General features: G+C 62.4%; 25 protein-coding genes and 2 tRNA genes. 10 read left to right on the top strand and 17 right to left on the bottom strand.

Going from position 1 to position 22,373, the window contains the following annotated elements; translation table 11 throughout:
• Positions 1 to 135 precede the first annotated feature (135 nt).
• Positions 136 to 471, top strand: coding sequence for a hypothetical protein (locus H0482_RS00580; protein WP_193728097.1), 336 nt, complete (start codon positions 136 to 138; stop codon positions 469 to 471).
• Positions 472 to 1,083: 612 nt separating this feature from the next.
• Here the strand turns inward: H0482_RS00580 and H0482_RS00575 are convergent.
• The 5 genes from H0482_RS00575 to folD form a co-directional block, all read right to left on the bottom strand.
• A tRNA-Asp gene (locus H0482_RS00575) sits at positions 1,084 to 1,160 on the bottom strand.
• Between the two features lie 261 nt (positions 1,161 to 1,421).
• Positions 1,422 to 1,497: transfer RNA gene (locus H0482_RS00570), tRNA-Val, on the bottom strand.
• Positions 1,498 to 1,715: 218 nt separating this feature from the next.
• Entirely contained in the window at positions 1,716 to 1,988 is a 273-nt protein-coding gene (locus tag H0482_RS00565) for an HU family DNA-binding protein (RefSeq protein ID WP_191772667.1), read from the bottom strand.
• A gap of 223 nt (positions 1,989 to 2,211) precedes the next feature.
• Positions 2,212 to 2,757: a DUF1643 domain-containing protein gene (locus H0482_RS00560; RefSeq protein WP_193728096.1), complete on the bottom strand. Its 546-nt coding sequence runs from the start codon at positions 2,755 to 2,757 to the stop codon at positions 2,212 to 2,214.
• Positions 2,754 to 3,656: a bifunctional methylenetetrahydrofolate dehydrogenase/methenyltetrahydrofolate cyclohydrolase FolD gene (gene folD, locus H0482_RS00555; protein WP_193728095.1), complete on the bottom strand. Its 903-nt coding sequence runs from the start codon at positions 3,654 to 3,656 to the stop codon at positions 2,754 to 2,756. The genes H0482_RS00560 and folD overlap by 4 nt, the downstream gene beginning before the upstream one ends.
• Before the next feature lie 74 nt (positions 3,657 to 3,730).
• Here folD and H0482_RS00550 point away from each other — a divergent pair, with 74 nt between their 5' ends.
• The 3 genes from H0482_RS00550 (at position 3,731) to H0482_RS00540 (ending at position 6,571) form a co-directional block, all read left to right on the top strand.
• A complete protein-coding gene (locus tag H0482_RS00550) occupies positions 3,731 to 4,339 on the top strand; it encodes a DUF1176 domain-containing protein (protein ID WP_193728094.1) in 609 nt (202 codons plus the stop codon).
• 10 nt (positions 4,340 to 4,349) lie between these two features.
• Positions 4,350 to 4,781 (top strand): DUF1801 domain-containing protein, encoded by a 432-nt coding sequence (locus H0482_RS00545; protein ID WP_210319047.1) that lies wholly within the window; start codon positions 4,350 to 4,352, stop codon positions 4,779 to 4,781.
• Positions 4,782 to 5,095: 314 nt separating this feature from the next.
• Complete coding sequence (locus H0482_RS00540) at positions 5,096 to 6,571, top strand: AMP nucleosidase (protein WP_193728092.1); 1,476 nt, start codon at positions 5,096 to 5,098, stop codon at positions 6,569 to 6,571.
• Between the two features lie 64 nt (positions 6,572 to 6,635).
• Here H0482_RS00540 and aqpZ read toward each other — a convergent pair whose 3' ends face one another.
• Together aqpZ and eno are read right to left on the bottom strand one after the other, a co-directional pair.
• A complete protein-coding gene (gene aqpZ, locus H0482_RS00535) occupies positions 6,636 to 7,322 on the bottom strand; it encodes an aquaporin Z (RefSeq protein ID WP_193728091.1) in 687 nt (228 codons plus the stop codon).
• Positions 7,323 to 7,445: 123 nt separating this feature from the next.
• Entirely contained in the window at positions 7,446 to 8,723 is a 1,278-nt protein-coding gene (gene eno / locus H0482_RS00530) for a phosphopyruvate hydratase (RefSeq protein WP_193728090.1), read from the bottom strand.
• Positions 8,724 to 8,904: 181 nt separating this feature from the next.
• Between eno and H0482_RS00525 the strand changes: the two genes are divergently transcribed.
• Entirely contained in the window at positions 8,905 to 9,336 is a 432-nt protein-coding gene (locus H0482_RS00525; protein ID WP_193728089.1) for a VOC family protein, read from the top strand.
• A 210-nt stretch (positions 9,337 to 9,546) separates the two neighbouring features.
• On the opposite strand, the gene H0482_RS00520 is transcribed toward H0482_RS00525, so the two are convergent.
• The 8 genes from H0482_RS00520 to H0482_RS00485 form a co-directional block, all read right to left on the bottom strand.
• A complete protein-coding gene (locus tag H0482_RS00520) occupies positions 9,547 to 9,723 on the bottom strand; it encodes a DUF4169 family protein (RefSeq protein ID WP_193728088.1) in 177 nt (58 codons plus the stop codon).
• Between the two features lie 14 nt (positions 9,724 to 9,737).
• Positions 9,738 to 10,247: a GNAT family N-acetyltransferase gene (locus H0482_RS00515; protein WP_193728087.1), complete on the bottom strand. Its 510-nt coding sequence runs from the start codon at positions 10,245 to 10,247 to the stop codon at positions 9,738 to 9,740.
• Between the two features lie 9 nt (positions 10,248 to 10,256).
• Positions 10,257 to 10,640, bottom strand: a complete 384-nt coding sequence (locus H0482_RS00510; protein WP_230989404.1) for a chorismate mutase — start codon at positions 10,638 to 10,640, stop codon at positions 10,257 to 10,259.
• Between the two features lie 188 nt (positions 10,641 to 10,828).
• Positions 10,829 to 11,146: a hypothetical protein gene (locus H0482_RS00505; protein ID WP_193728086.1), complete on the bottom strand. Its 318-nt coding sequence runs from the start codon at positions 11,144 to 11,146 to the stop codon at positions 10,829 to 10,831.
• A 120-nt stretch (positions 11,147 to 11,266) separates the two neighbouring features.
• The gene (gatA, locus tag H0482_RS00500) at positions 11,267 to 12,751 is read right to left on the bottom strand and encodes an Asp-tRNA(Asn)/Glu-tRNA(Gln) amidotransferase subunit GatA (RefSeq protein ID WP_193728085.1); all 1,485 of its coding nucleotides are present in this window, start codon (positions 12,749 to 12,751) and stop codon (positions 11,267 to 11,269) included.
• A gap of 34 nt (positions 12,752 to 12,785) precedes the next feature.
• Positions 12,786 to 13,271 (bottom strand): GNAT family N-acetyltransferase, encoded by a 486-nt coding sequence (locus tag H0482_RS00495; protein WP_193728084.1) that lies wholly within the window; start codon positions 13,269 to 13,271, stop codon positions 12,786 to 12,788.
• Positions 13,272 to 13,559 (bottom strand): Asp-tRNA(Asn)/Glu-tRNA(Gln) amidotransferase subunit GatC, encoded by a 288-nt coding sequence (gene gatC, locus H0482_RS00490; RefSeq protein ID WP_193728083.1) that lies wholly within the window; start codon positions 13,557 to 13,559, stop codon positions 13,272 to 13,274.
• A gap of 86 nt (positions 13,560 to 13,645) precedes the next feature.
• Complete coding sequence (locus tag H0482_RS00485; RefSeq protein WP_193728082.1) at positions 13,646 to 14,170, bottom strand: hypothetical protein; 525 nt, start codon at positions 14,168 to 14,170, stop codon at positions 13,646 to 13,648.
• A gap of 70 nt (positions 14,171 to 14,240) precedes the next feature.
• On the opposite strand from H0482_RS00485, the gene ruvX reads away from it, so the two are divergent.
• From ruvX to H0482_RS00465, 4 genes are all read left to right on the top strand, one after another.
• Entirely contained in the window at positions 14,241 to 14,696 is a 456-nt protein-coding gene (gene ruvX, locus H0482_RS00480; protein WP_330998144.1) for a Holliday junction resolvase RuvX, read from the top strand.
• Positions 14,697 to 14,763: 67 nt separating this feature from the next.
• Complete coding sequence (locus tag H0482_RS00475) at positions 14,764 to 15,735, top strand: aspartate carbamoyltransferase catalytic subunit (protein WP_193728080.1); 972 nt, start codon at positions 14,764 to 14,766, stop codon at positions 15,733 to 15,735.
• Positions 15,732 to 17,030, top strand: coding sequence for a dihydroorotase (gene pyrC, locus H0482_RS00470; protein WP_193728079.1), 1,299 nt, complete (start codon positions 15,732 to 15,734; stop codon positions 17,028 to 17,030). Before H0482_RS00475 ends, pyrC begins: the two co-directional genes overlap by 4 nt.
• A gap of 50 nt (positions 17,031 to 17,080) precedes the next feature.
• The gene (locus H0482_RS00465; protein ID WP_193728078.1) at positions 17,081 to 18,127 is read left to right on the top strand and encodes a dipeptidase; all 1,047 of its coding nucleotides are present in this window, start codon (positions 17,081 to 17,083) and stop codon (positions 18,125 to 18,127) included.
• 70 nt (positions 18,128 to 18,197) lie between these two features.
• Here H0482_RS00465 and dprA read toward each other — a convergent pair whose 3' ends face one another.
• Both dprA and plsY read right to left on the bottom strand, forming a co-directional pair.
• Positions 18,198 to 19,328, bottom strand: coding sequence for a DNA-processing protein DprA (gene dprA / locus H0482_RS00460; RefSeq protein WP_193728077.1), 1,131 nt, complete (start codon positions 19,326 to 19,328; stop codon positions 18,198 to 18,200).
• Positions 19,328 to 19,933, bottom strand: coding sequence for a glycerol-3-phosphate 1-O-acyltransferase PlsY (plsY, locus tag H0482_RS00455; protein WP_193728076.1), 606 nt, complete (start codon positions 19,931 to 19,933; stop codon positions 19,328 to 19,330). The genes dprA and plsY overlap by 1 nt, the downstream gene beginning before the upstream one ends.
• 96 nt (positions 19,934 to 20,029) lie before the next feature.
• Here plsY and rnr point away from each other — a divergent pair, with 96 nt between their 5' ends.
• On the top strand, positions 20,030 to 22,372 hold the full coding sequence (gene rnr / locus H0482_RS00450) for a ribonuclease R (RefSeq protein WP_230989403.1): 2,343 nt from the start codon (positions 20,030 to 20,032) through the stop codon (positions 22,370 to 22,372).
• Position 22,373: the final 1 nt, after the last annotated feature.

Raw genomic sequence — 22,373 nt, 5'->3', positions numbered from 1 at the left:
ATTCTTGCCAGTCGATGGGCTCTTGGCACGTGGCTATGTGTTTGTTTAAGTCTGCGCGTGAGGAAGCAATTGCCAGGCCGCTAGCGTGCGCGGGCCGTGGCGTTTGCTGGGGGAATAGGCTCTGGAGTGCCGCTTTTGACAGATCAAGAATCATCCGAACAGAAGGTCGAACTGCTATTCAGAAACGGCACCCTGACCGTTGCCGGGATAATGCTGGCGTTTTCGCTGAATTTCATAACCCAGTGGGCTAGTAACCCATTGCCATGGACTCTGATCGACCTGCCGACGCTGGCGATGATCTCCGCTGGCATTCTAATTCAGGCAGTTGCCCTAACCCGGTTTCTGGGCCACGATTCTGTTGTCAAACGCAAATTTGACAGGGCCAATTCAATATTCGTCGTGGGTGTGTTCGTCACAGCGGTCGGTGCCATCTCGGCCATTGTTATCGACTTTCTGCAGCTCATCAACTGAGCCATGCGGACCATCATGCATCGTCGCCGTGCGCTGGGATACTCAGTTTACCCTGGTTGATGCTCGAACACTGACCCCGGCCCACGCCGTTGCCAGCGAGTCTGACATGGCATTCTCCGTGGAGCGCGGCAAAACTGGCGAAGCGGCTTTCGGCATTCTCTCTCCCAGAGCCCGCCGGCTGGTGGAAGCCTACATTGCCACCCTACCCTTCGAGCTGCATGAAGACGCCCCCTATTCCGGAGCCGGGACTATCAGCCAGGCGAGAAGGATGGACGGCTGCAGCCGCCAAGACCCTATACCAAGGATTCGCTGGTCGATGAATTTTCCGACCTGCGCAGGCGCGTGTTCGGTAAGGACGAAAAGCGGCGCCTGATGGACATGCGACGAACCGGTGCCGTCGAAGGAATCCGTGGAATCGCTTTCCGCCGAGATGGGCGATTCCATTGACCAGAACCGGAAGCTGCAAAAGACCTATATCCCGGTCAATGTGGCCGCCATCCGCCAGGCAGACGGAGCCCGAAAAGTCGGACGCCAAAGGCTGGCAACGGAACAGAACATGTTCAAAAAGTTGAAACTGTTTTGGGGAGAAAACGTGCAAACCCTAAAAAAGGGTGGCGCGAGAGACGGGGCTCGAACCCGCGACCTCCGGCGTGACAGGCCGGCGCTCTAACCAACTGAGCTACTCCCGCAGCGCTAGCGAACAAGTCGTCCGCGCAACGTGTGGTCCGTTTACCGACCCCCCATGGTGAAGTCAAGCGACCTCATCGCATTGCGAAGACATTTTTGTGAAAGCGCCATCTTCATGTGGAAAACTTATGCAATGAGAAGCGGTAACGCGCTTTTCTTCACGCGGCACGCAAGATTCGCGTCGGTGCCGCATCTTGGCGCTTCTCGCTAACGGACTGTCAGCGTTGAGCGCAAATTTTGGATTGTGTCCCTGAGGGCGGGAATGGTGGGCGATGACGGGCTCGAACCGCCGACATCTTCGGTGTAAACGAAGCGCTCTACCAACTGAGCTAATCGCCCGCGCCATTGAGACCGGAACGGAGCCCTGATTAGGGTGCCCGCCCCTGGCCGTCAACTGTCATTATAAAGCAAAACGGCCCCGGCAGTTCCTGCGCGGAGCCGATGGCCCGGAGCGGCCTGCGATCTGACGACCACAATGGGCCACTCCAGCCTTGTCACTGCACAGCATAGGCGGAACCCGGTCCCGCCTTCCATGCGATGCCTCGTAACAGACGATCTTAGTTGATCGCGTCCTTGAGACCCTTGCCGGGCTTGAACTTTGCCTGGTTCGAAGCAGGAATCTGAATCTCGGCGCCGGTGGCCGGGTTGCGGCCGGTGGAAGCCTTGCGCTGGGAGACGGCAAAAGTGCCGAAACCAACCAGACGAACCTCTTCGCCGCCCTTCAGGGAAGCGGTGATGGCTTCGAACACTGCGTCAACCGCTTCGGCGGCCTGTGCCTTGGTGATCGTAGCCTTGTCGGCAACGACGCCAACCAGATCGTTTTTGTTCATAGCGTTTCCTCACAGTGAATGCCCGCCGTCACTGGCGAACGAAAACGCCGACAACCTTTGACGATTCTGCTAGAAACGCAAGGAAATCCGGGGGTTTTCGAAAGCCCGACGGTGCAAAGCTGTTAATGGACCGGAAAATTCGACCCGACAAGCCCGGGCAAACCGGCAAACCCCGGTTTTGCGGGGATTGTGAACAATATACCGCAGCAATTCGAGACGACGTCTAGGCAAAGGTTACGAGCGGCGTATCGGCTCGCAAATAGAGCGGATGCTTGGGCGAGCCGTCGGCATTGACCCCGAAACACCACAGATCAAGGCCGTCGGCGCGAAGCGTATCGACGATTTCCTGGCCGGCGGGCGCAAGAGCCCGGTTGAGCTTGCCATGGCAAAGCACGATGCGCCCTGCCCCATGCGCTGCCTGGCGGATGGCGGGAATATTGGCGGGAGAGACGGCGACGATTCCAGGCGCCACCAGCATTTTAGGGTGGGTGGCGCGGTAATCGCCGACATTGCATTTCACCATGGCGGAAAAGCCCTCGCGCCGGGCGAAGGTCCATTCCCGGGCGCAGGTGGGATCATCTACGCTGGCATCGGCAGTGGATGGGTTCATGCCGATGAACAGAATATAGCGGTCGGGGAAAACATCGCCGAGCCAGCGGCGCATGAGCTGGCGATAGCGGCCATCCTCGCTCATCACCACATCGCCACGAACGCCCTCGCCGAGGCGCAGGCGCACCTTGCCGCCGGGATCGTGCGGAACCAGACTCATGCAGTGAGGTCGCGCGGCGGCACGAGGCCGTTGATGAGGCTGGCAGTGGTGATCGTATTGGCGAGGAGGCAGGCAATGGTCATCGGGCCAACGCCGCCGGGCACCGGGGTAATGGCGGCGGCGTGGACGGCGGCAGCCTCTGTATCGACGTCGCCAACCAGACGGGTCTTGCCTTCACCCTTGTGCGGCGCAGGAACGCGGTTGATGCCCACATCGATCACCACGGCGCCCGGCTTGATCCAGTCCCCCTTGACCATCTGAGGACGACCGACGGCGGCAACGACGATGTCGGCCTGCCGAACCACATCGGCAAGGTTCTGCGTGCGCGAATGGGCCACGGTCACGGTGCAATTATCGCGCAGCAGCAATTGCATCATCGGCTTGCCGACCAGGTTGGAGCGGCCGATAATGACGGCGTTCCTGCCTTCGAGGCTGCCCAATTCGGCGCGCAGCAGCATGAGGCAGCCGAGCGGCGTACAGGAAACCGGACCGGGAAGCCCGATCTGCACCTTGCCGACATTAGCGGGCGTGAAGCAATCGACGTCCTTGGCCGGGGCGATGGCCTCGATGACCTTGTTGGCATCGATATGCTTTGGCACCGGCATCTGCACGAGAATGCCGTGGACGGCAGGATCGGCGTTGAGCCGGTGAACAAGCGCCAGCAAGTCGGCTTCCGCCACATCGGCGGCAAGCTCATGCTTGAACGAGTTCATGCCGACCTCGGCGGTCTGCTTTGTCTTGTTGCTGACATAGACCTGGCTGGCGGGGTCTTCACCTACAATAATCACCGCAAGGCCGGGGGTAATTTCATGCTCTTGCTTCAGGCGGGCGACGTGACCGGCAATAGAGATGCGCAGGTTTTCCGCGAATGCTTTGCCATCGATGATTTTTGCGGTCATATCGGCCTCGATCTGATTGAATGGAGGCGCGGGAAGCCATCCCCGCGTTTCGGCTTCGACATAAGGGATGCTGGATGATCCGTCCATTGCTTTGGCTGCCGCTGGCAGCGCTTTCACTGACCCCGGCGCTGGCCCAGGACGCCTCGTTCAAAAAGCAGGCACAAAAACTGCACGCTTTGGCGGGCGGGGAATATTGCCAGCCCGCCGAGGGCGGCTATTTCCCCGAAGATTCCTATATGGAATGGACTTTCAGCTACAAGCCGAGCTGGAGCGACAGCGCGGAGGAGGAAGAGGTGACACTGATCCGCATCTTCTGCGGCTCAGGCGCCTATAATGTCCAGCACGCCTATTATATCCATCGTGACTTTGAAGGGCTGACGCCGCTGCCCTTCGCTGTGCCCAGCTTCGATACCAAATATGCGGTGGAGGACGACATCGACAGCCCGCTGGAGAGCATCACGATGACCGGGATGTCGGCCAATCTCCTATTGGTCAATTCAGACTTTGACCCGGAGACATTGACCATCAGTTCCCATTCCTATTGGCGGGGCATTGGCGACGCCAGCTCCTCCGGCGTCTGGACCTTCAAGGATGGCGAGTTTTCACTGGTCTATTACGAGGTGGATGCCACCTATGACGGCGACGTCAATGCCGAGCCGCTGCTTGATTATACCAGCCCCTGAGGAACCCGGATTGGCGGAACAGAAGACACGGCCACATAGCGGCGACGTCGAGGAATTTGTGGCCCGGATCGTCGACGCCTCCAAGCGGGCTGAGAGCGGGTTGCTCGTCGAGATGATGCGGGAGGTCTCGGGGCACGAGCCGGTGCTCTGGGGGACGATGATCGGCTTCGGGCAATATCACTACAAATATGCCTCGGGCCATGAGGGCGATTCCTTCCGCATCGGCTTCGCGCCGCGCAAGGGTGAATTCAGCCTCTATGTGCTGGTGGCCTATGACGGCGCCGAAGCGGCGCGGCAGGCAGAATTGCTGGCCCGTCTGGGCAAGCACCGCGCCGGAAAATCCTGCCTCTATGTCAAAAAGCTGGCGGATGTGGACCTCGCGGTGCTGCGCGAGCTGGTCGAATTCGCCTTCGCCCATATGGCGGGAAAATATCCGCAATAGAAAGGCCGCCTCGGCATCTCTGCCGGGCGGCCTCTATGGGGGAAGCAACTCGCCGCGCTGTTGAGGGCTTGGGGGACAAGCGGCCAATCACTTCCCGCTCATCGGATGCATGGGTCGCTTGCCGTGCCGATGAACTGATCAAAAGATGGGGGACAATTGCGGCAATAAAAGAGCGGGTCACCGCTTTGTGAAGGCCGCTTTTCTGCCCATCGCCCTCACATTGAGAAGCCGTCACACGGCCCCTATAATGGGCTGCACAGTAAAGACGATTCCAGCCAAGCGGCCCGATCCGCGGGACCGCACCAAGGGACAAGATGAATATTCTCACCCCGCCGCGCCTCGAAAAGCAATCCTTCACCGATCCGGCAGCGGCCTGGGCGCATATCGCCCATATCTATCACCGCAATTGCGAATTCATCGGGGCCCATCTCGAGGCGCTGACGGCGGGCACGATCCCCGAGGGGCGCGTGCGCGCCTTCTACCCACAGGTGGAAGTGCGTTCGACCAGCTATTCCAAGCATGAAAGCACCCTGCCCTATGGCTATCTGCACACGCCGGGGCTCTACCGCACCACGGTGACGGCGCCGGACCTGTTCAAGGGTTATTTGCAGGAGCAGTTCGCGGTCATCCTCGCCAATCATGGCGGCACGATCGATGTGGGCGAGTCTGAAACCCCGATTCCGCTGCATTTCGCGCTGGGGCCGCGCGATCATGTGGATGGCGCGACGCTCAATGCCATGGACGTGCCGCTGCGCGACCTGTTCGACGTGCCGGACCTGGCCAATACCGATGACGAAATCGCCAATGGCACCTATGTGCCGCCACGCGGCGGACCTTATCCACTATCGGCCTTCACCGCGCCGCGCGTCGACTATTCGCTGTTCCGGCTGGCCCATTATACCGGCACCGATGCCGACCATTTCCAGAATTTCGTGATCTTCACCAATTACGCCTTCTACATCGATGAATTCTGCCGCATCGCCAAGGAGCATCTGAAGAACGGCCACGAGGTCTATCAGCGCTTTGTCGAGCCGGGCAATGTCGTCACCGACAATATGCTGACCGGCGGCGGCGTCTCCGGCACTGTGCCGGTTCGCAGCCCGCAAATGCCCGCCTATCACCTGGTCGCCGAGCGCGGCAAAGGTATTACGATGGTCAATATCGGCGTCGGCCCGTCCAACGCCAAGACCATTACCGACCATATCGCCGTGCTGCGGCCCCATGCCTGGATCATGCTGGGCCATTGCGCGGGCCTTCGGAATTCGCAGGAACTGGGCGATTACGTTCTGGCCCATGCCTATGTGCGCGAGGACCATGTGCTCGACGCCGACCTGCCGCTCTCCGTGCCGATTCCCGCGCTTGCTGAAGTGCAGGTGGCGCTGGAACAGGCGGTGGAAGAAATCACCCAGACCCAGGGCGTCGAAACCAAGAAGATCATGCGCACCGGCACGGTGGCGACCTTCGACAACCGCAATTGGGAACTCTGGGATCAGGTGGCGATCACACGGCAATTGAGCCAGTCGCGCGCCGTGGCCCTCGACATGGAAAGCGCCACAATCGCCGCCAATGGCTTCCGCTTCCGCGTGCCCTACGGCACCCTGCTCTGCGTCTCCGACAAGCCGCTGCATGGCGAATTGAAGTTGCCCGGCATGGCCTCGGATTTTTACCGGACGCAGGTCAACCAGCATCTGCTGGTCGGCTTGCGGGCCATGGAAATTCTGCGCGATCAGCCGGCGGAACGGCTGCATTCGCGCAAGCTGCGCAGCTTTGCCGAGACGGCGTTTCAATAGGCAGTCGGGAGACGCACAAGCACCACCCTCGGCATTGCGCCGAGGGTGTTTTTGTTTGAAACGATCAATCGCGGTCGAGCAGTGTCTTCCAGATAATCGCGCCCAGAGCCGCACCGGCCAGCGGGGCGAGGATGAACAGCCAGACCTGACCTAGCGCACCGGTGTCCGCAAAGATCGCAGCGGCGATGGAGCGGGCCGGATTGACCGAGGTATTGCTGACCGGGATCGAAATCAGGTGGATCAAGGTCAGGCCGAGACCGATGGCGATGGGCGCAAAGCCGGCCGGCGCCTTGGCCGAGGTCGAGCCGAGGATGATCAGCAGGAAGAAGGCAGTCAGCACGACTTCGATGATCAGGACCGAAACAAGGCTGTAGCCGTGCGGCGAGAGCGCATCGTACCCGTTCGAGGCAAAGCCACCGGCAACAAATCCTGTCGTGCCCGAAGCGATGATGAACAGCACTGCGGCACCCAGCGCGCCGCCGATAACCTGCGCGGCCCAATATGGCAGCAGGTCCTTGTATTCAAAGCGGCCCGCAACGGCGAGGCCGAGAGAAACGGCCGGATTGAAGTGACCGCCGGAAATATGGCCGACCGCGAAGGCCATGGTCAGGACGGTAAGGCCGAAGGCCAGAGCGACACCGGCATAGCCGATGCCCAGTTCAGGAATGCCCGCGGCGAGAACGGCAGAGCCGCACCCGCCGAACACGAGCCAGAATGTACCAAAAGCTTCGGCCGACAGACGCCTGATCATGCCCAAGAACTCCCCAAGCGAGTTGATTCTAACCCGATCACTCTGCCTTAGTTCTGGGCATTTCCAAAAACAGAAAAGGCCGGGCGTCCGGCCCGGCCTCCAAATTCAATGCAGTTCCGGAAATCAGCGGCCCTTGACCACCGAATAGCCGGCGTAACGCGCAGACGAGCCAAGCTGCTCTTCAATGCGGATGAGCTGATTGTACTTGGCCATGCGGTCGGAGCGGGAGAGCGAGCCGGTCTTGATCTGACCGCAATTGAGCGCGACGGCGAGGTCGGCAATGGTGGAATCCTCGGTTTCGCCGGACCGGTGCGACATGACCGAAGTGTAGCCGGCGCGGTGCGCCTTATCGACGGCGTCGAGCGTCTCGGAGAGCGAACCGATCTGGTTGACCTTGACCAGGATGGAATTGGCAACACCCATCTTGATGCCCGAAACGAGGCGTTGGCTATTGGTGACGAACAGGTCGTCGCCCACCAGTTGCACCTTGCCACCGATGGCCTCGGTCAGCGCCTTCCAGCCGTCCCAATCGTCTTCGGCCATGCCGTCCTCGATGGTGATGATCGGATAGCGATTGGTGAGGTCTTCGAGGAAGCGGACATTTTCCTCGGGAGAGAGCGACTTGCCCTCGCCGACCATCTCGTATTTGCCGTTCTTGAAATATTCGGTCGAAGCGCAATCGAGACCGAGGAACACGTCCTCGCCCGGCTTGTAACCGGCCTTTTCGATCGAGCGCATGATGAAGCCGAGCGCTTCGTCGGCAGAGCCGAGATTGGGGGCGAAACCGCCCTCGTCGCCCACATTGGTATTGTGGCCTTCGGCGCTGAGGCCCTTCTTGAGGGTGTGGAAGATTTCCGCGCCGATGCGCACGGCGTCGGCGATGGAGGTGGCGCCGGCGGGCAGGATCATGAACTCCTGCATGTCGATCGGGTTGTCGGCATGTTCGCCGCCATTGATGATGTTCATCATCGGCACGGGCAGGACATGGGCGTTCGGGCCGCCGATATAGCGGTAGAGCGGCAATTCGCTCGATTCGGCAGCGGCCTTGGCGACGGCCAGCGACGCGCCGAGAATGGCGTTGGCGCCCAGCTTGCCCTTGTTGGCCGTACCGTCCAGGTCGATCATGGCCTGATCGACGGCGCGCTGGTCGAGCGCGTCCATGCCCAGCAATTCCTCGGCGATGGCTTCGTTCACATTGTCCACGGCCTGGGTGACGCCCTTGCCGCTATAGAGCTTGCCGCCATCGCGTAGTTCGACGGCTTCATGCGCGCCGGTAGAAGCGCCCGAGGGAACGGCGGCGCGGCCGAAGCTGCCATCGTCCAGCACCACATCGACTTCAACGGTGGGATTGCCGCGGCTGTCGTAGATCTGGCGGCCATGGACGTGGATGATTGAAGACATGAGAGCCCTTCCCTGTCGTTGTATGGGGTGTTCAAGCCTGTCTAGACGGGCCGTGTGACAGAGGAAAGAGGGCAGACGCAAAAAAGGCGGAAACCGGCAATTGAAACGTTGCCATTCTGTCGCCACGCCGCCTAACATGTCAGCTTATATGGCCCGGATTGCCGTTCTGGAGGAGACAGAATTGATCAAGCCTCTCGTCAAGCAGGTTGCCCATACCTGCATTTTCGCTCGCAACCTCGATGCGGTGGAAACCTTCTATCGCGAGGTGACGGGAGTGACGCCGAAATTCGATTTCAAGCGCGGCGAGGAGCGGATCGGCTTCTATCTCGATTTCGGCAATCGCACCTTCGTGGAGGTGTTCAAGAAGGGCGAGTCGCGGTTCGAGGAGAGCAACCAGATCAATCATCTCTGTTTCGAAACCGACGATATCGACGCCTTCATGGCCAATGCCAAAGCCAAGGGCGTCGCAATCACCGACAAGAAGCTGGGCGTCGATCACACCTGGCAATGCTGGCTGGCCGACCCGAGCGGGGTCAAGCTGGAGATTTTCCAATATACCGCCGAGAGCATGCAGTTCGGCCCCGATGGCGTGGTTTGCCAGGTGGATTGGTAAGGGGACCCGCCCGGCGGTGCAAAACGGCGCCTGGAGCCCTTCACGCTTTTATGGAAACATCCGCCGTGTCATTCCGGCGCAGGCCGGAATCCATGTTTTGTCTCTTCGGCGTGCTGAATGTCGCTTGTGCTCGTCAGCGTGGATTCCGGCCTGCGCCGGAATGACGTTGGTGGTCGGGATACCACCGTGTTTCAATAAAAATGAAACGATCTACTCCTCCCGCTTATGCCCCTCGATATGCTTTTCCGCCCGCACTTTTTCCAGCGCGTCGCGCTGTTTCTCCGTCTTGGTGCGGCCGAATTTCAGCCGATTGGCTTCGGCGGCTTCCTCCTTGCCGGCACGGGCTTTCTGTTTGCGGAAGGTGCGCAGATTGACAATGTCGGCCATGGCGAAGCGCGCCCCTATTGTTCGTCGATGATACCGTCATAAGGGCGCAGGCGCTTTTCCAGATGTACGCTGGCAAAGGGATCGGGCCCGCGTCCACCCTCGGTGCGCAGCGCCAGAATGTGATAGCCCTGCCTTTCATAGAACCGCACCGCCCGGACGTGATCGGCGGGAGTTTCGAGGTGAATGCGAGACGCTCCTTCAAGCTCCAGCATCATTTCCATGCGCTCCAGCAGCATGGCGCCGATGCCGTGTCCCTGGATTTCGGGCATGACGAACAAATATGGAATATAGGCGCGGCCGGGCCGGCGCGAGCACCAGCCGACGGCAACATCATCGATTTCGGCGACGATGGAATGGCGCCAGCCTTCGCCCACCGCCCGGCCCAGCCGCCGGCGTTCGGTATCGCGCGCATCCTTGGGATCGGTCAGAATCGGCAGGATGCCGCTTTCCCAGGCGCGATAGGCAATATCGGCGAGTCGGGGCGCATCGGTGATTTCCGCCTTGCGTATCCTGAACCCCGGCACTTCCTGCTCCTATCTGCTCCGGCGGCGCGCCGCGATGATGCCCTTCTCGTAGTTGATGTTCCAGTCGATAAGGGTCCGCCAGATAAGTTCGGCCTGATCCTCATCCAGATCAAGGTCCAAAGAGCGGCTCCGCACTTTCGTGATGACCGCTTCGATCCGCACCGGGTCGAAGGCCTCATGCGGATCGGTCTTGATCTCGGCCATGCGCGTTACATAGCCATGCCGCTCCGCGAACAGGTTCAGCAGCGCCTGGTCGATGCGGTCGATCTCGGTGCGCACATCATCCTTGGTTTCGCATTGGGCGGGCAATTTGACGGCGGTCACGACACAATCCTTGGCTGAAATCAGGCTGGTGCTGGTGTGCACCGCGCCGCGGCCGATTTCAACCCGCAAGCCCTCGTCCATATGGCCAATCAGGTGACCGACAAGCGCAGCGCCGGCAACATGCAAGAATTGTCGGAATGTCTGAGGTTTTTTGGGAGAACGGAGGGCGATGCCCTGCCCTCATCCGGCCTTCGTCATTGCCGGGCTTGTCCCGGCAATCCATTCTCGCGCCACAAGGGCTTTCGGCTCGCGCGGCGTCAGTGCCGCGTGACTTCGCTCAACGCAGCAGCGATATGTTCCCATTCGGCGGACACGCTGGCGGTGGCGCGGCGCTTGCCAGCGCGGCGATACCAGTAATCGGCATTGCCCATATCGGCTTCGATCCAGTGCATGAGCGCATGGACCCAATCGAAAGCCTGAACGCCTTCCATGGACTGGACGATATTATGCGCCCTTTCCCATTCGACGCCGACGCGAAACTCACCCTTCTTGAGCCACCAAAGCGCCTGCAACGGCTTGCTCATATCCTTGGGCGGCTCGGACCAGTCGAGCGTCGTGAATATATCAACGGCCATCGGCGTTATTCCTGTCGGCCCGGACGCCGCCAAGGGGCGCGTCACAACCAGTTTCAACTTGTGCATTGGCCGCAAATAGGCCGGAACGGCAGCGCAATCAAGCGCTGCCGGTTTTTTGGCTTACCACCAGCGCTTGGGCGCAAAGTCGCCGCCGGCGCTCTTTTCAATGACGCGGGCCGCCGCGAACAGGGTTTCCTCGTCGAAGGGCTTGCCGATAAGCTGCAGGCCGAGCGGCAGGCCCTGCGCATCCTTGCCCGCCGGAACGGCGATGCCCGGCAGGCCCGCCATGTTCACGGTGACGGTGAAGACGTCGTTGAGATACATGGCCACCGGATCGGCGGCCAGAGCCTCATCGCCGATGCCGAAAGCCGCCGAGGGCGTCGCCGGGGTCAGGATCGCATCGACGCCAGCATTGAAGGCGTCCTCGAAATCCTTCTTGATCAGCGTGCGCACCTTCTGCGCCTTGACGTAATAGGCGTCGAAATAGCCGGCCGAAAGCACATAGGTGCCGATCATGACGCGGCGCTTCACCTCGCGGCCGAATCCGGCGGCGCGGGTCAGCTCGTACATGTCGGTAATGTCCTTGCCGGACACGCGCAGGCCGTATTTCACCCCGTCATAGCGGGCGAGGTTGGACGAGGCTTCGGCGGGGGCGACGATGTAATAGGCGGGCAGCGCGTATTTGGTATGCGGCAGGGAAATGTCCTTGACGCTGGCGCCTTCGGCCTTGAGCCATTCAAGACCCTCGCTCCAGAGCTTTTCGATTTCCGCCGGCATGCCATCCATGCGGTATTCCTTGGGAACGCCGATGGTGAGACCCTTCACTCCGCGCTCGACGGCGGCGGCGAAATCGGGAACCGGGATATCGACACTGGTCGAATCCTTGGGATCGAAGCCGGACATCGAGGTCATCATGATCGCCGCGTCTTCGACGGTGCGGGCAATCGGCCCGGCCTGGTCGAGCGAGGAGGCAAAAGCCACGGTGCCCCAGCGCGAGGCGCGGCCATAGGTCGGCTTGATACCGACCGTGCCGGTAAAGGCGGCGGGCTGGCGGATCGAGCCGCCGGTATCGGTTGCCGTCGCCCCGGCGCAGAGCCAGGCCGAAACCGCCGCAGCCGAGCCGCCGGAAGAGCCGCCCGGCACCAGATCGGCATTGCTGCCTTCGGCGCGGAACGGGCTGATCACCGGGCCGTAAAAGGAAGTCTCGTTGGACGAGCCCATGGCGAATTCGTCCATGTTGAGCTTGCCCAGCATGACAGCACCGTCGCGCCACAGATTGGCAGTGACGCTCGATTCGTATTCCGGCTTGAAGCCGTCGAGAATGTGGCTGGCGGCCTGAGTATGCACGCCCTTGGTGGCGAACAGATCCTTGATGCCCAGCGGAATACCTTCGAGAGGACCGCCCTGCCCCTGCGCCAGCTTCGCGTCGCTGGCCCTGGCCATGTCCCGCGCCTTTTCCGGCGTCGTCGCCACATAGGCATTGAGCTTGGGATTGGCGGTCTCGATGGCCCCGATATAGGCGTCGGTCAGTTCGAGCGCGGTGAAGCTCTTGTCCTTGAGACCCTTGCGGGCATCGGCAATGCTCAGTTTGGTCAGATCAGTCACGGAAATATCTCTCATTCATCGCGGCGGGCGGCACTCAGGCTGCCTGCGCCGGCGCCGATAGCGGCAATTCAAAAAAGGCCGACCAGGGGCTGTCGGGATAATCAAGGAAGGGACCGCGCGGCACGAAGCCGTGGCGCGCATAGAGCCTGTGCGCCTCGGCCATGCCGGCGCCGGTGCCGGTTTCCAGCATCACGACCGGCAGGTTGCGCGCGCACGCCAATTCCACGATCCGCTCCAGCAATTGCGCGCCGACGCGCTGGCCGCGCATTTCAGGCAAGGTGAACATACGCTTGACCTCGCCAAGCTCTGGGCCATGCACCTTAAGCGCGCCCATCCCCACGGCCTTGCCGCTCCCGTCGCGCGCCACGAACAGCGTGGTATCGCTGTCGGCCATCTGCTCGACGCTCATCTTGAACTGGAATTGCGGCGGCGATAGCGGCTGCAAATGGGCGTTGAGCGCGGCAACGAGCGTACGCACATCGTCCTGCAAGGGCGTTTCGATGGCGATGCTCACCGCCATTTATTCGACCACCTTGGGCACCATGAAGAAATTGTCTTCGGTCAGCGGCGCATTGGCGACGATCTTTTCGGCATAGCCGCCATCGCTCACCACATCGTCGCGGCGGCGCAACTTCATCGGCGTCACCGAGGTCATGGCTTCGACGCCCTCGACATCAATCTCGGCAAGCTGCTCGACAAATCCCAGAATGGCGTTGAGCTCGTTCTGGTAGGCGGCGACCTCGTCTTCCTCGATACGGATGCGCGCGAGGCGCCCGATGCGCTTGACGGTGGCGGCGTCCACGGACATGACAAAACTCCAATAGGCAAAGGCGTGTTGGGCGTTATTAGCAATGCGCCGGGGCAAAAGACAATGAAAATGGGTTATGGCCCGGATCAGACTTCCACAGCCATGCCGGGTTCGAGCGCGATGAGGCCCGCGCCATCCAGTTTCGGCGGCAGGCGGGCAAAGGCGGCTTCCACCTCTCCATCCGCTCCGGCCAGCGCGATGAGGCCGGGAATCGCCCGCGCCACCAATTGCTCGCCGCGCGCCGCCAGATCCTGACCCAGCAGCACGACGACCGCCTTTTCCACCCAGCGCCCCAATTCCGGCACCGGCCCCGCGACCAGCAGGAGCGGCATGTCTTCGTCCGGCTCGATCAGGAGGCATTTGTCCCCCGCTCGCCAGATCTGCACCGGCCGCACCTCGTCGCCCCCATCCACGAGCCGCAGGCGCGCCCGGGGCTTCCACGTTGCCAGATCGGTCACCTCGCCCGCGCCATCGAGCGCAATCACATGATCCGCCCCGCTCACCAATTCACTGACCGCCACAATTTGCGGCGCAGAATCGGCATCAACCACGACGATCTGCCCACCGCCGTGAATGCGGAAGGCGCTGTTTCCAAACCAGGTGAGTTTCATCGGTGCTTTTCCGTCGCCAAGTGGGCCCAGCCGGCCTATAGGACAATTTACACCGCCCAGCGAGCTGCCAGTGACCGACGATAACCCTCTCGCCCTCATCCCGCCCTCGGGAAAAATTCTGGGTCTCGATCTGGGCACCAAGACCATTGGTGTCGCCGTTTCCGACGCCATGCGCTATTCGGCCAGCCCGCTCGAGACCATAAAGAGGACCAAGTTCACCCAGGATGCCGATCGGATTATCGAACTGATCGGGGAGAACCAGGCCGTGGCCATCATTCTCGGCCTGCCGCTCAACATGGACGGCAGCGAGGGGCCGCGCGTGCAATCCACCCGCGCCTTCGCCCGCAATCTGGCGCCGAAAATTTCCTTGCCCATCGCCTTCTGGGACGAGCGACTGTCCACCTCGGCCGTCACCAGGATGATGATCGAGGCCGATTTGCGCCGCGACCGGCGCGCCGAAGTGGTGGACAAGCTGGCGGCCAGCTACATCCTGCAGGGCGCGCTTGACCGGCTACGGCGGGGATAATCGCGGGTTTGGCTTGCGCCCGCCCCTCCCCCTCGGCTAGACCGCAGCAAATCGCAAGGGATGCGACATGCCGCAGCAGACTTCTCAGGCCGGGCAATCCGGCGACTTTCCCCCATTCGCCCAGCGCCATCTGATTTCCATCGCGGATTTGCAGCAACACGAGATTGTGGACCTGCTCGACCGGGCGGAACGAATGATCGCCATATCGCGCCAGGAGCGGAAATCGCTGCCGACCCTCACGGGCAAGACGCAGATCAATCTGTTCTTCGAGCCCTCGACCCGCACGCAATCCTCGTTCGAGATCGCCGGCAAGCGCCTCGGGGCGCTGGTGGTCAATATGTCGGTCAAGACCTCGTCGGTCTCCAAGGGCGAAACGCTGGTCGATACCGCCGCTACCCTCAACGCCATGCGCCCCGATGTGCTGGTGGTGCGCCATTCGGCGGCGGGGGCGGTGGAGTTGCTGAGCCAGAAGGTCGGCTGTTCGGTGATCAATGCCGGAGACGGCGCGCATGAACATCCGACGCAGGCGCTGCTCGATGCGCTGACCATCCGCAATCACAAGGGGCGGCTGGCGGGCCTCACCGTCGCCATTTGCGGCGACATCGCCAATTCGCGCGTCGCCCGTTCCAATCTGCTGCTGCTGGGCGCGCTCAATGTCCGCACCCGAGTCGTCGCCCCCCGCACTCTCTTGCCCGCTGGCATCGAAAATCTCGCCACCGAGGTGTTCACCGACATGGAAGAAGGGCTCAAGGGCGCCGACGTGGTGATGATGCTGCGGCTCCAGCACGAGCGCGCCAATGGCAAGATGATCCCCTCGGTGCGCGAATATTACCGCTTCTACGGCTTGGACGAGGCGCGGCTGGCCCATGCCAGGCCTGACGCCATCGTCATGCATCCGGGGCCGATGAACCGCGGCGTCGAAATCGACCCCGCCATCGCCGATGGGCCGCGCAGCGTCATCACCGACCAGGTGGAAATGGGCGTGGCGGTGCGCATGGCCGTGCTTGATGCGCTCCTGCCCGCGAGGAATCAGCCATGACCCGGCCGCTGCTTATCGAAAATGCCCGCATCGTCGATCCGGCCTCCGGCACGGACCAGATGGGCGCGGTGCTGGTCGAAAATGGCCGCATCGGCGATCTGGCCTTTGGTGGCCCTGTGGGCGTGCCCGACGGCGCCGAAGTGATCAACGCCAATGGCCACATAGTCGCTCCGGGCCTGGTCGACATGCGCGTCTTTGTCGGCGAGCCGGGCAAGGAATATCGCGAAACGCTGGCCTCGGCGGGAGCGGCTGCCGTTGCCGGTGGTGTCACCTCCTTCGTGATGATGCCCGATACCAGTCCAGTCGTGGACGATGGCGCACTGGTGGATTTTCTGATCCGCCGCGCCGAAGTGCAGTCCCCGGCGCGCATCCTGCCTGCCGCCGCCATCACCAAGGGGCTTGGCGGCAAGGAAATCACCGAATTCGGCCTGCTCAAGGAAGCGGGCGCGGTCTGCCTCACCGATGGCGCATCCTCGATCCAGTCCAGCGCCCTGTTGCGCAGCGCCATGTCCTATGCGGCCAATTTCGACATGGCTTTCGTGCATCACGTCGTCGATGCTGGGCTTGCCGGCGACGGGGTGATGAATGAAGGCTATTTCGCCACTATTCTGGGGCTGAAGGGCATTCCGCGCGAGGCCGAGACCATCCCTCTCGCCCGCGACCTGCAATTGGCCGGCCTGACCAAGGTCCGTTATCATGCGGCGCAGATTTCCACGGAAGCCTCGGTGGCGCTGCTCAAGGATGCCAAGTCCCGTAACGGCAAGGTTACCGCCGGGATCTCGATCAACAACCTCTGTCTCAACGAAAACGACATCGGGCGATACAGATCCTATTTCAAGCTCAATCCGCCGCTGCGGTCCGAGGACGACCGGCAGGCAGTCATTGCCGGCCTGCGCGCGGGCGTCATCGACGTCATCCATTCCGATCACGATCCGCAGGACAGCGAGGTCAAGCGCCAGCCCTTCGCCGAAGCCTCCGATGGCGCCATCGGCCTTGAAACCCTGCTCGCCGCCGCCCTGCGCCTGGTCCATTCGGGCGAGGTGGACCTGTTGACCCTGTTGCGCGCCATGACCAGCCGCCCGGCCGAAATTCTCGGCCTCGAAACCGGCCGCATCGCGCGCGGCGCGCCGGCTGACCTGATCCTGTTCGATTTTGACTATCCCTGGCAGGTGAACGAACGCGACTTGCGTTCGAAATCCCGCAATACCAGTTTTGAAAATGCCCGCATGCAGGGCAAGGTCATGCGCACTATTGTCGGAGGCAGAAGCGTTTTCGTGCATGAGGACGCAGCTTAGGCGGGGAATTTCCGACCCGGCCCGACGTCAGTACCTAGGACAGGCTTTCCATGACCATTCCTTTCTTCGACGGCCATAACGACACCCTGCTGCGGCTGCTCGAAAAGCCGAAAGAGGAGCGGGTCGCCGCCTTTGTCGAAGGCACGAAGGATGGCCATCTCGACTTGCCCCGCGCCGAAACGGCCGGCATGGAGGGTGGCTTCTTCGCCATGTTCCCGCCGCCGGTCATGACCGATCTGGCCGCCGTCGCGTCCGGCCCCGGCGCGGGCAAGAACGACCTCCCGCCGGAACTCGGGCTGGCCGACGCGCAATATTCCACCAATGGTATGGCGGCTCTGCTGCTTGATCTCGAGCGTGCTGGCGCGCTCGCCATCTGCCGCAGCGCCGCTGAAATCCGGTCAGCGATTGCCGCCCGGCGGCTGGCCGCGATCTTTCATATCGAGGGCGCCGAGGCCATCGACACCGAATTTCGCGCCTTCGAGGTGCTTTACGCTGCCGGGCTGCGCTCCATAGGCATAACCTGGAGCCGCGCCAATGCCTTCGGCACCGGCGTTCCCTTTCATCACAATGCCGATCCCGACATCGGCCCCGGCCTTACCGATGCGGGCAAGGAATTGGTGCGTATCTGCGATGTGCGGGGCGTGGTCATCGATCTCAGCCACCTCAACGCCGCCGGCTTCCGCGACGTCGCCGCGCTGTCCACAAAGCCGCTCGTGGCGACCCATTCCAACGTCCACGCCATCTGTCCGGCCACCCGCAATCTGACGGATTGGCAACTCGCCGCCATTCGGGAAAGCCAGGGTATTGTCGGCCTCAACTTCGCCACCTGCTTCCTCAGACCTGATGGCAGGATGGACCCCGATACCGGCCTCGACCTCATGGTGCGCCATGTGGATGCGCTGCTAGAGGCGCTGGGCGAGGACGGCGTTGCGCTGGGCAGCGATTTCGACGGCGCCGGCATGCCCGCGACGATTGGCGATGTTACCGGCGTGCCCAAGCTCCTGCAGGCACTTTTGGACAAGGGCTATGGCGAGGCGCTGGTCCGCAAGATCGCCCTCGAAAACTGGCTGTCTTTGGTCGAGCGGGTGATCGGCTAAAAGCCAAGTTCTCGTCCTCCTTCGTCATGGCCCGGCTCGTCCGGGCAATCCATCTCGCAGATCAGCCCCATCAGCTATAGCGCAAGCCGACCAATTGGCCGCTTGACCATTCCACCTGCCCGGCCAGGTCCAGTTCCAGCAGCAGGATTTGCATGGCATGGGCGGCGATGCCGGTCTGGGCGATCAGTTCATCCACTTCCACCGGCGTCGTGGACAGCGCTTCGAGCAGGCGCGAACGGTCGCTGTCGTCCGGCGGCGTGGAATTGGTGTCTTCGTTCCCCTCCGGCTGCCATTCAGGATCGAACAGGGCTGAGCGCGCGGGATCGGCATTGCCCAAACCGTCGACAATATCATCCGCATTGGTCACCAGCCGCGCACCCTGCTGGATCAACAGATTGCCGCCTTCGGCGCGTGGATCGAGCGGGGAACCCGGCACGGCGAACACTTCCCGGTTCTGCTCCAGCGCCAGCCGCGCCGTGATCAGCGAGCCGGAACGCTTCGCCGCTTCCACCACCACGATTCCGAGCGAGAGACCGGAAACCAGACGGTTACGCCTTGGAAAATCGCGGGCGCGCGGCTCCCAGCCGAGCGGCATCTCGGTCAGCAATGCGCCGCCATTGTCGAGAATGTCATGGGCCAGCGGAATGTTCTCGGCGGGATAAATCCGATCGAAGCCCCCGGCCAGAACGGCGATTGTGCCGGTTTCAAGCGCGGCGCGATGGGCGGCGCTGTCAATGCCGCGCGCCAGCCCCGAAACAATCGCATAGCCTTTGGCCCCCAGGTCGGCGGCAAGCTGGCGCGTCATTTTCACGCCTGCGGAGGAGGCGGTGCGCGCGCCAACGATGCCGATACTGCGCTGCCAGTCCAGCTGCTCGCCACCGGCCAGGGTGAGCAGCGGCGGCGCTCCGGCGATATAGTTGAGATGGTTGGGATAGGCTGGTTCGCCCTGCGCCACCAGCCGCGCGCCATAGCGGGAGAGCCCTGCGATTTCATCCTCGGCCCGGGCCTGGCTGATGACCTGAAAGGGCCGCGCAGCTCTTTTGCTCAGATCTGGTAGTGCCTCGATGGCCGCCTCCACCGAGCCGAAGCGGTTCAACAATTGGCGGAAGGTGACGGGGCCGATATTGTCGGTGCGGACCAGCCGCAGCCAGGCGGTGCGTTGGGCGGGCGTGAGGATCGTATTGTCCCGCCCGCGCCCCATCAGCCGGCCTTGCTGCCGCCGATTTTGGGCTCGGTGCCTTTGAGCAGGCGGGCAATATTTTCCCGATGCTGGAAGAACAGCAGCAGCGCCAGCCCCAGCACCACCACGGCCAGCCGTTCGCTGCCCAGCACATAGGCGAAGATCGGCGCGGTTGCCGCGGCAGTCAGGGCGGCGAGCGATGAGAGTTTGCGGGCAAAGGCGATCAGCAGCCAGACGGCGCAGAAGATCAGCCCCACGACCCAGTTGAGCGCCAGCAGCGAGCCGATCATCACCGCGACGCCCTTGCCACCCTTGAAGCCCAGCCAGACCGGGAAGCAATGGCCGAGGAAGGCCCCGATGGCCGCCAGTCGCGCCGCGTCCTCGCCCCAGAAATAGCGGGCGATGAGGATCGGCGCCACGGCCTTGAGCGCATCGAGCACCAAGGTTGCGGCGGCAACCTTCTTGTTGCCGGTGCGCAGCACATTGGTGGCCCCGATATTGCCCGAGCCGATCTGGCGGATGTCGCCCAGCCCGGCGGCGCGCGTCAGGATCAGCCCGAAGGGGATCGAGCCGGACAAATAGCCCAGCAGCGCGGCGCAGATCAGGAACAGAATTTCGGCAGGCATCAAGGCTGGCTCCCTTTTTGGCGAAAGAGTTAGCCCTTCGAGCGGGGCCGCCACAAGAGGGAAGGTGTATTTGCCCCCTGCCCCATGCAATTGGCCATGTCATTTGGCAAAGCCGGGCCGATCCCCTACATAGAGGGCAATTTCCCAAAGCCCCAGCACATGGCCAAAACACCAAAAACAAAAAATACATCCGGCCCGAAGCGTCCGCGTCAGGTCGCCGCCTATGAATTGCCAACGCGCGAGCAGCTTCTCGAAGCCTTGGCGCAACAGGACGACATCAAGGGCAAGCGCGATCTTGCCAAGGTCTTCGGCATTCGCGGCGATCTGCGCAAGCCGTTCAAGGCGATGCTGAACGAGCTGGAAGGCGAAGGCGTCATCACCCGCACGCGCAAGACCCTGCGCCGCACCGCCGCCCTGCCCCATGTCACCGTCCTCGATATCCCGACCGACGCCGACCCCGATGCTCTCCACGCCTTCCCCGCCCAATGGAACGAGGCGGAAGGCGAGATGCCGCGCGTGCGTGTGCTGGTGGATTCCCGCTCGCGCGTGGTTCCCGCCCCCGGCGACCGCATCCTCGCGCGTATCGATGCCGGCGAGGAGGTGATCCCCGACTACACCGCCAGGCCGATGAAGGTGCTGGACAAGCCGCGCCGCGCCCATATCGGCATCGTGCGCATGGACGATGATGGCGCGCGGCTCATTCCGGTGGACCGCAAGCAGAAGGAAATGCGCATTCCGCTGGGCGATCTCGGCAAGGCCCAGGAGGGCGATCTGGTCGAGGTGGAGGTAAAACTCTCCGGCCGGCTGATGATCCCGCGGGCGCGCGTCACCGCGGTGATCGGCAATCCGAAGTCGGAAGGCGCGGTATCGCTCATCGCCATCCATAATCTGGAAATCCCCCATGTCTTTCCCGCCAGCGTCATTCGGGAATCGGAGGAGGCCGAGGAGGCGACGCTGAAGGGCCGGGAGGATTGGCGCGACCTGCCGCTGATCACCATCGACCCGCCCGACGCCAAGGACCATGACGACGCCGTGCATGCGGCCATCGACGACGACCCCGCCAATGCCGGCGGCTTCGTCGTCACCGTCGCCATCGCCGATGTGGCCGCCTATGTGCGCCATGGCACGGCGATGGATCGCGAAGCCTATCTGCGGGGCAATTCGGTCTATTTCCCCGACCGGGTCGTGCCGATGCTGCCCGAGCGCATTTCCAACGATCTATGCTCACTCAAGCAGGGCGTGGCGCGCGCCGCCCTGGCCGTGCGCATGGTGCTGGGTGCCGATGGCCGCAAGAAAAGCCATTCCTTCCACCGCATCCTGATGCGCTCCGCCGCCAAGCTCAGCTATCAGCAGGCGCAGGCCGCCATCGACGGCAAGCCGGACGATCAGGCCGGGCCCCTGCTCGATCCGATCCTCAATCCGCTCTGGGCAGCCTATGAAGCCATGAGCCGGGCCCGAGACCAGCGCGGTCCGCTCGACCTTGACCTGCCGGAGCGCAAGATCCTGCTCGACGACAAGGGCATGGTGCGCGACATCCACGTGCCCGAGCGGCTCGAAGCGCATCGGCTGATCGAGGAAATGATGATTGCCGCCAATGTCGCTGCGGCCGAAACGCTGGAACAGAAGCGCACCGAACTGCTCTATCGCGTACACGACGAGCCATCCTCGGAAAAATTGCAGGCGCTGCGGGATTTCCTCGGCTCGCTCGACATTGCCGTCAAGAAATCCGACAGCGTCCGCGCCGCCGATTTCAACGGCATTCTCGCTCAGGCCCGCAAGGCGGGCAATATCGACCAGGTCAGCGAGATGGTGCTGCGCAGCCAGGCGCAGGCGGAATATTCGGCCGAGAATTACGGACATTTCGGGCTCAATCTGGACCGCTATGCCCATTTCACCTCGCCCATCCGCCGCTATGCCGACCTGATCGTGCATCGCGCATTGGTGCGGGCGCTCGATCTTGGCCCGGACGGGCTGACCGATGCCGAAGCGGTCAAGCTGGCCGGCATCGCCCAGCATATTTCCGCCACCGAGCGGCGGGCCATGATCGCCGAGCGCGAGACCTCGGACCGGCTGTTGGCGCAATATCTGGCCGAACGCATCGGCGCCCGGTTCGATGGCCGCATTTCCGGGGTGACGCGATCGGGCCTGTTCATCCGCCTGGCGGAAACCGGCGCCGACGGCTTCATTCCCGCCTCGACGCTGGGCCAGGACTATTACCGCTATGTCGAGGAAAAGCAGGCCATGATCGGCGAGCGCAGCGGGGAAACCTTCGGGCTGGGCGACCGCGTGGAAGTGCGGCTGCTGGAAGCGGCGCCGGTAGCCGGCGCGTTACGCTTCGAGCTTTTGTCCGAAGGCAGGCGCGGCAATCCGCCATCTGGTCGGCGCGGCAACAAAAAACCATTGAAGCCCTTCGCCACCAAGGGCCGGAGAAAAAAGTAAG

The organism is Devosia faecipullorum, assembly GCF_015158295.1.
Classification (GTDB): domain Bacteria; phylum Pseudomonadota; class Alphaproteobacteria; order Rhizobiales; family Devosiaceae; genus Devosia; species Devosia faecipullorum.
This window is presented reverse-complemented; position numbering and strand designations above follow the sequence as displayed.

Bases quoted from the DNA above. Each gene is read 5' to 3' on its own strand.
- plsY (WP_193728076.1), bottom strand. From the start codon at position 19,933: ATGCCTGCCGAAATTCTGTTCCTGATCTGCGCCGCGCTGCTGGGCTAT.
- aqpZ (WP_193728091.1), bottom strand. From the start codon at position 7,322: ATGATCAGGCGTCTGTCGGCCGAAGCTTTTGGTACATTCTGGCTCGTG.
- H0482_RS00505 (WP_193728086.1), bottom strand. From the start codon at position 11,146: ATGGCCGTTGATATATTCACGACGCTCGACTGGTCCGAGCCGCCCAAG.
- H0482_RS00495 (WP_193728084.1), bottom strand. From the start codon at position 13,271: ATGGCGGTGAGCATCGCCATCGAAACGCCCTTGCAGGACGATGTGCGT.
- H0482_RS00520 (WP_193728088.1), bottom strand. From the start codon at position 9,723: ATGGCCGACATTGTCAATCTGCGCACCTTCCGCAAACAGAAAGCCCGT.
- folD (WP_193728095.1), bottom strand. From the start codon at position 3,656: ATGACCGCAAAAATCATCGATGGCAAAGCATTCGCGGAAAACCTGCGC.
- H0482_RS00560 (WP_193728096.1), bottom strand. From the start codon at position 2,757: ATGAGTCTGGTTCCGCACGATCCCGGCGGCAAGGTGCGCCTGCGCCTC.
- H0482_RS00550 (WP_193728094.1), top strand. From the start codon at position 3,731: ATGATCCGTCCATTGCTTTGGCTGCCGCTGGCAGCGCTTTCACTGACC.
- H0482_RS00540 (WP_193728092.1), top strand. From the start codon at position 5,096: ATGAATATTCTCACCCCGCCGCGCCTCGAAAAGCAATCCTTCACCGAT.
- dprA (WP_193728077.1), bottom strand. From the start codon at position 19,328: ATGGGGCGCGGGCGGGACAATACGATCCTCACGCCCGCCCAACGCACC.
- H0482_RS00475 (WP_193728080.1), top strand. From the start codon at position 14,764: ATGCCGCAGCAGACTTCTCAGGCCGGGCAATCCGGCGACTTTCCCCCA.
- H0482_RS00565 (WP_191772667.1), bottom strand. From the start codon at position 1,988: ATGAACAAAAACGATCTGGTTGGCGTCGTTGCCGACAAGGCTACGATC.
- pyrC (WP_193728079.1), top strand. From the start codon at position 15,732: ATGACCCGGCCGCTGCTTATCGAAAATGCCCGCATCGTCGATCCGGCC.
- H0482_RS00465 (WP_193728078.1), top strand. From the start codon at position 17,081: ATGACCATTCCTTTCTTCGACGGCCATAACGACACCCTGCTGCGGCTG.
- rnr (WP_230989403.1), top strand. From the start codon at position 20,030: ATGTCATTTGGCAAAGCCGGGCCGATCCCCTACATAGAGGGCAATTTC.
- gatC (WP_193728083.1), bottom strand. From the start codon at position 13,559: ATGTCCGTGGACGCCGCCACCGTCAAGCGCATCGGGCGCCTCGCGCGC.
- H0482_RS00485 (WP_193728082.1), bottom strand. From the start codon at position 14,170: ATGAAACTCACCTGGTTTGGAAACAGCGCCTTCCGCATTCACGGCGGT.
- eno (WP_193728090.1), bottom strand. From the start codon at position 8,723: ATGTCTTCAATCATCCACGTCCATGGCCGCCAGATCTACGACAGCCGC.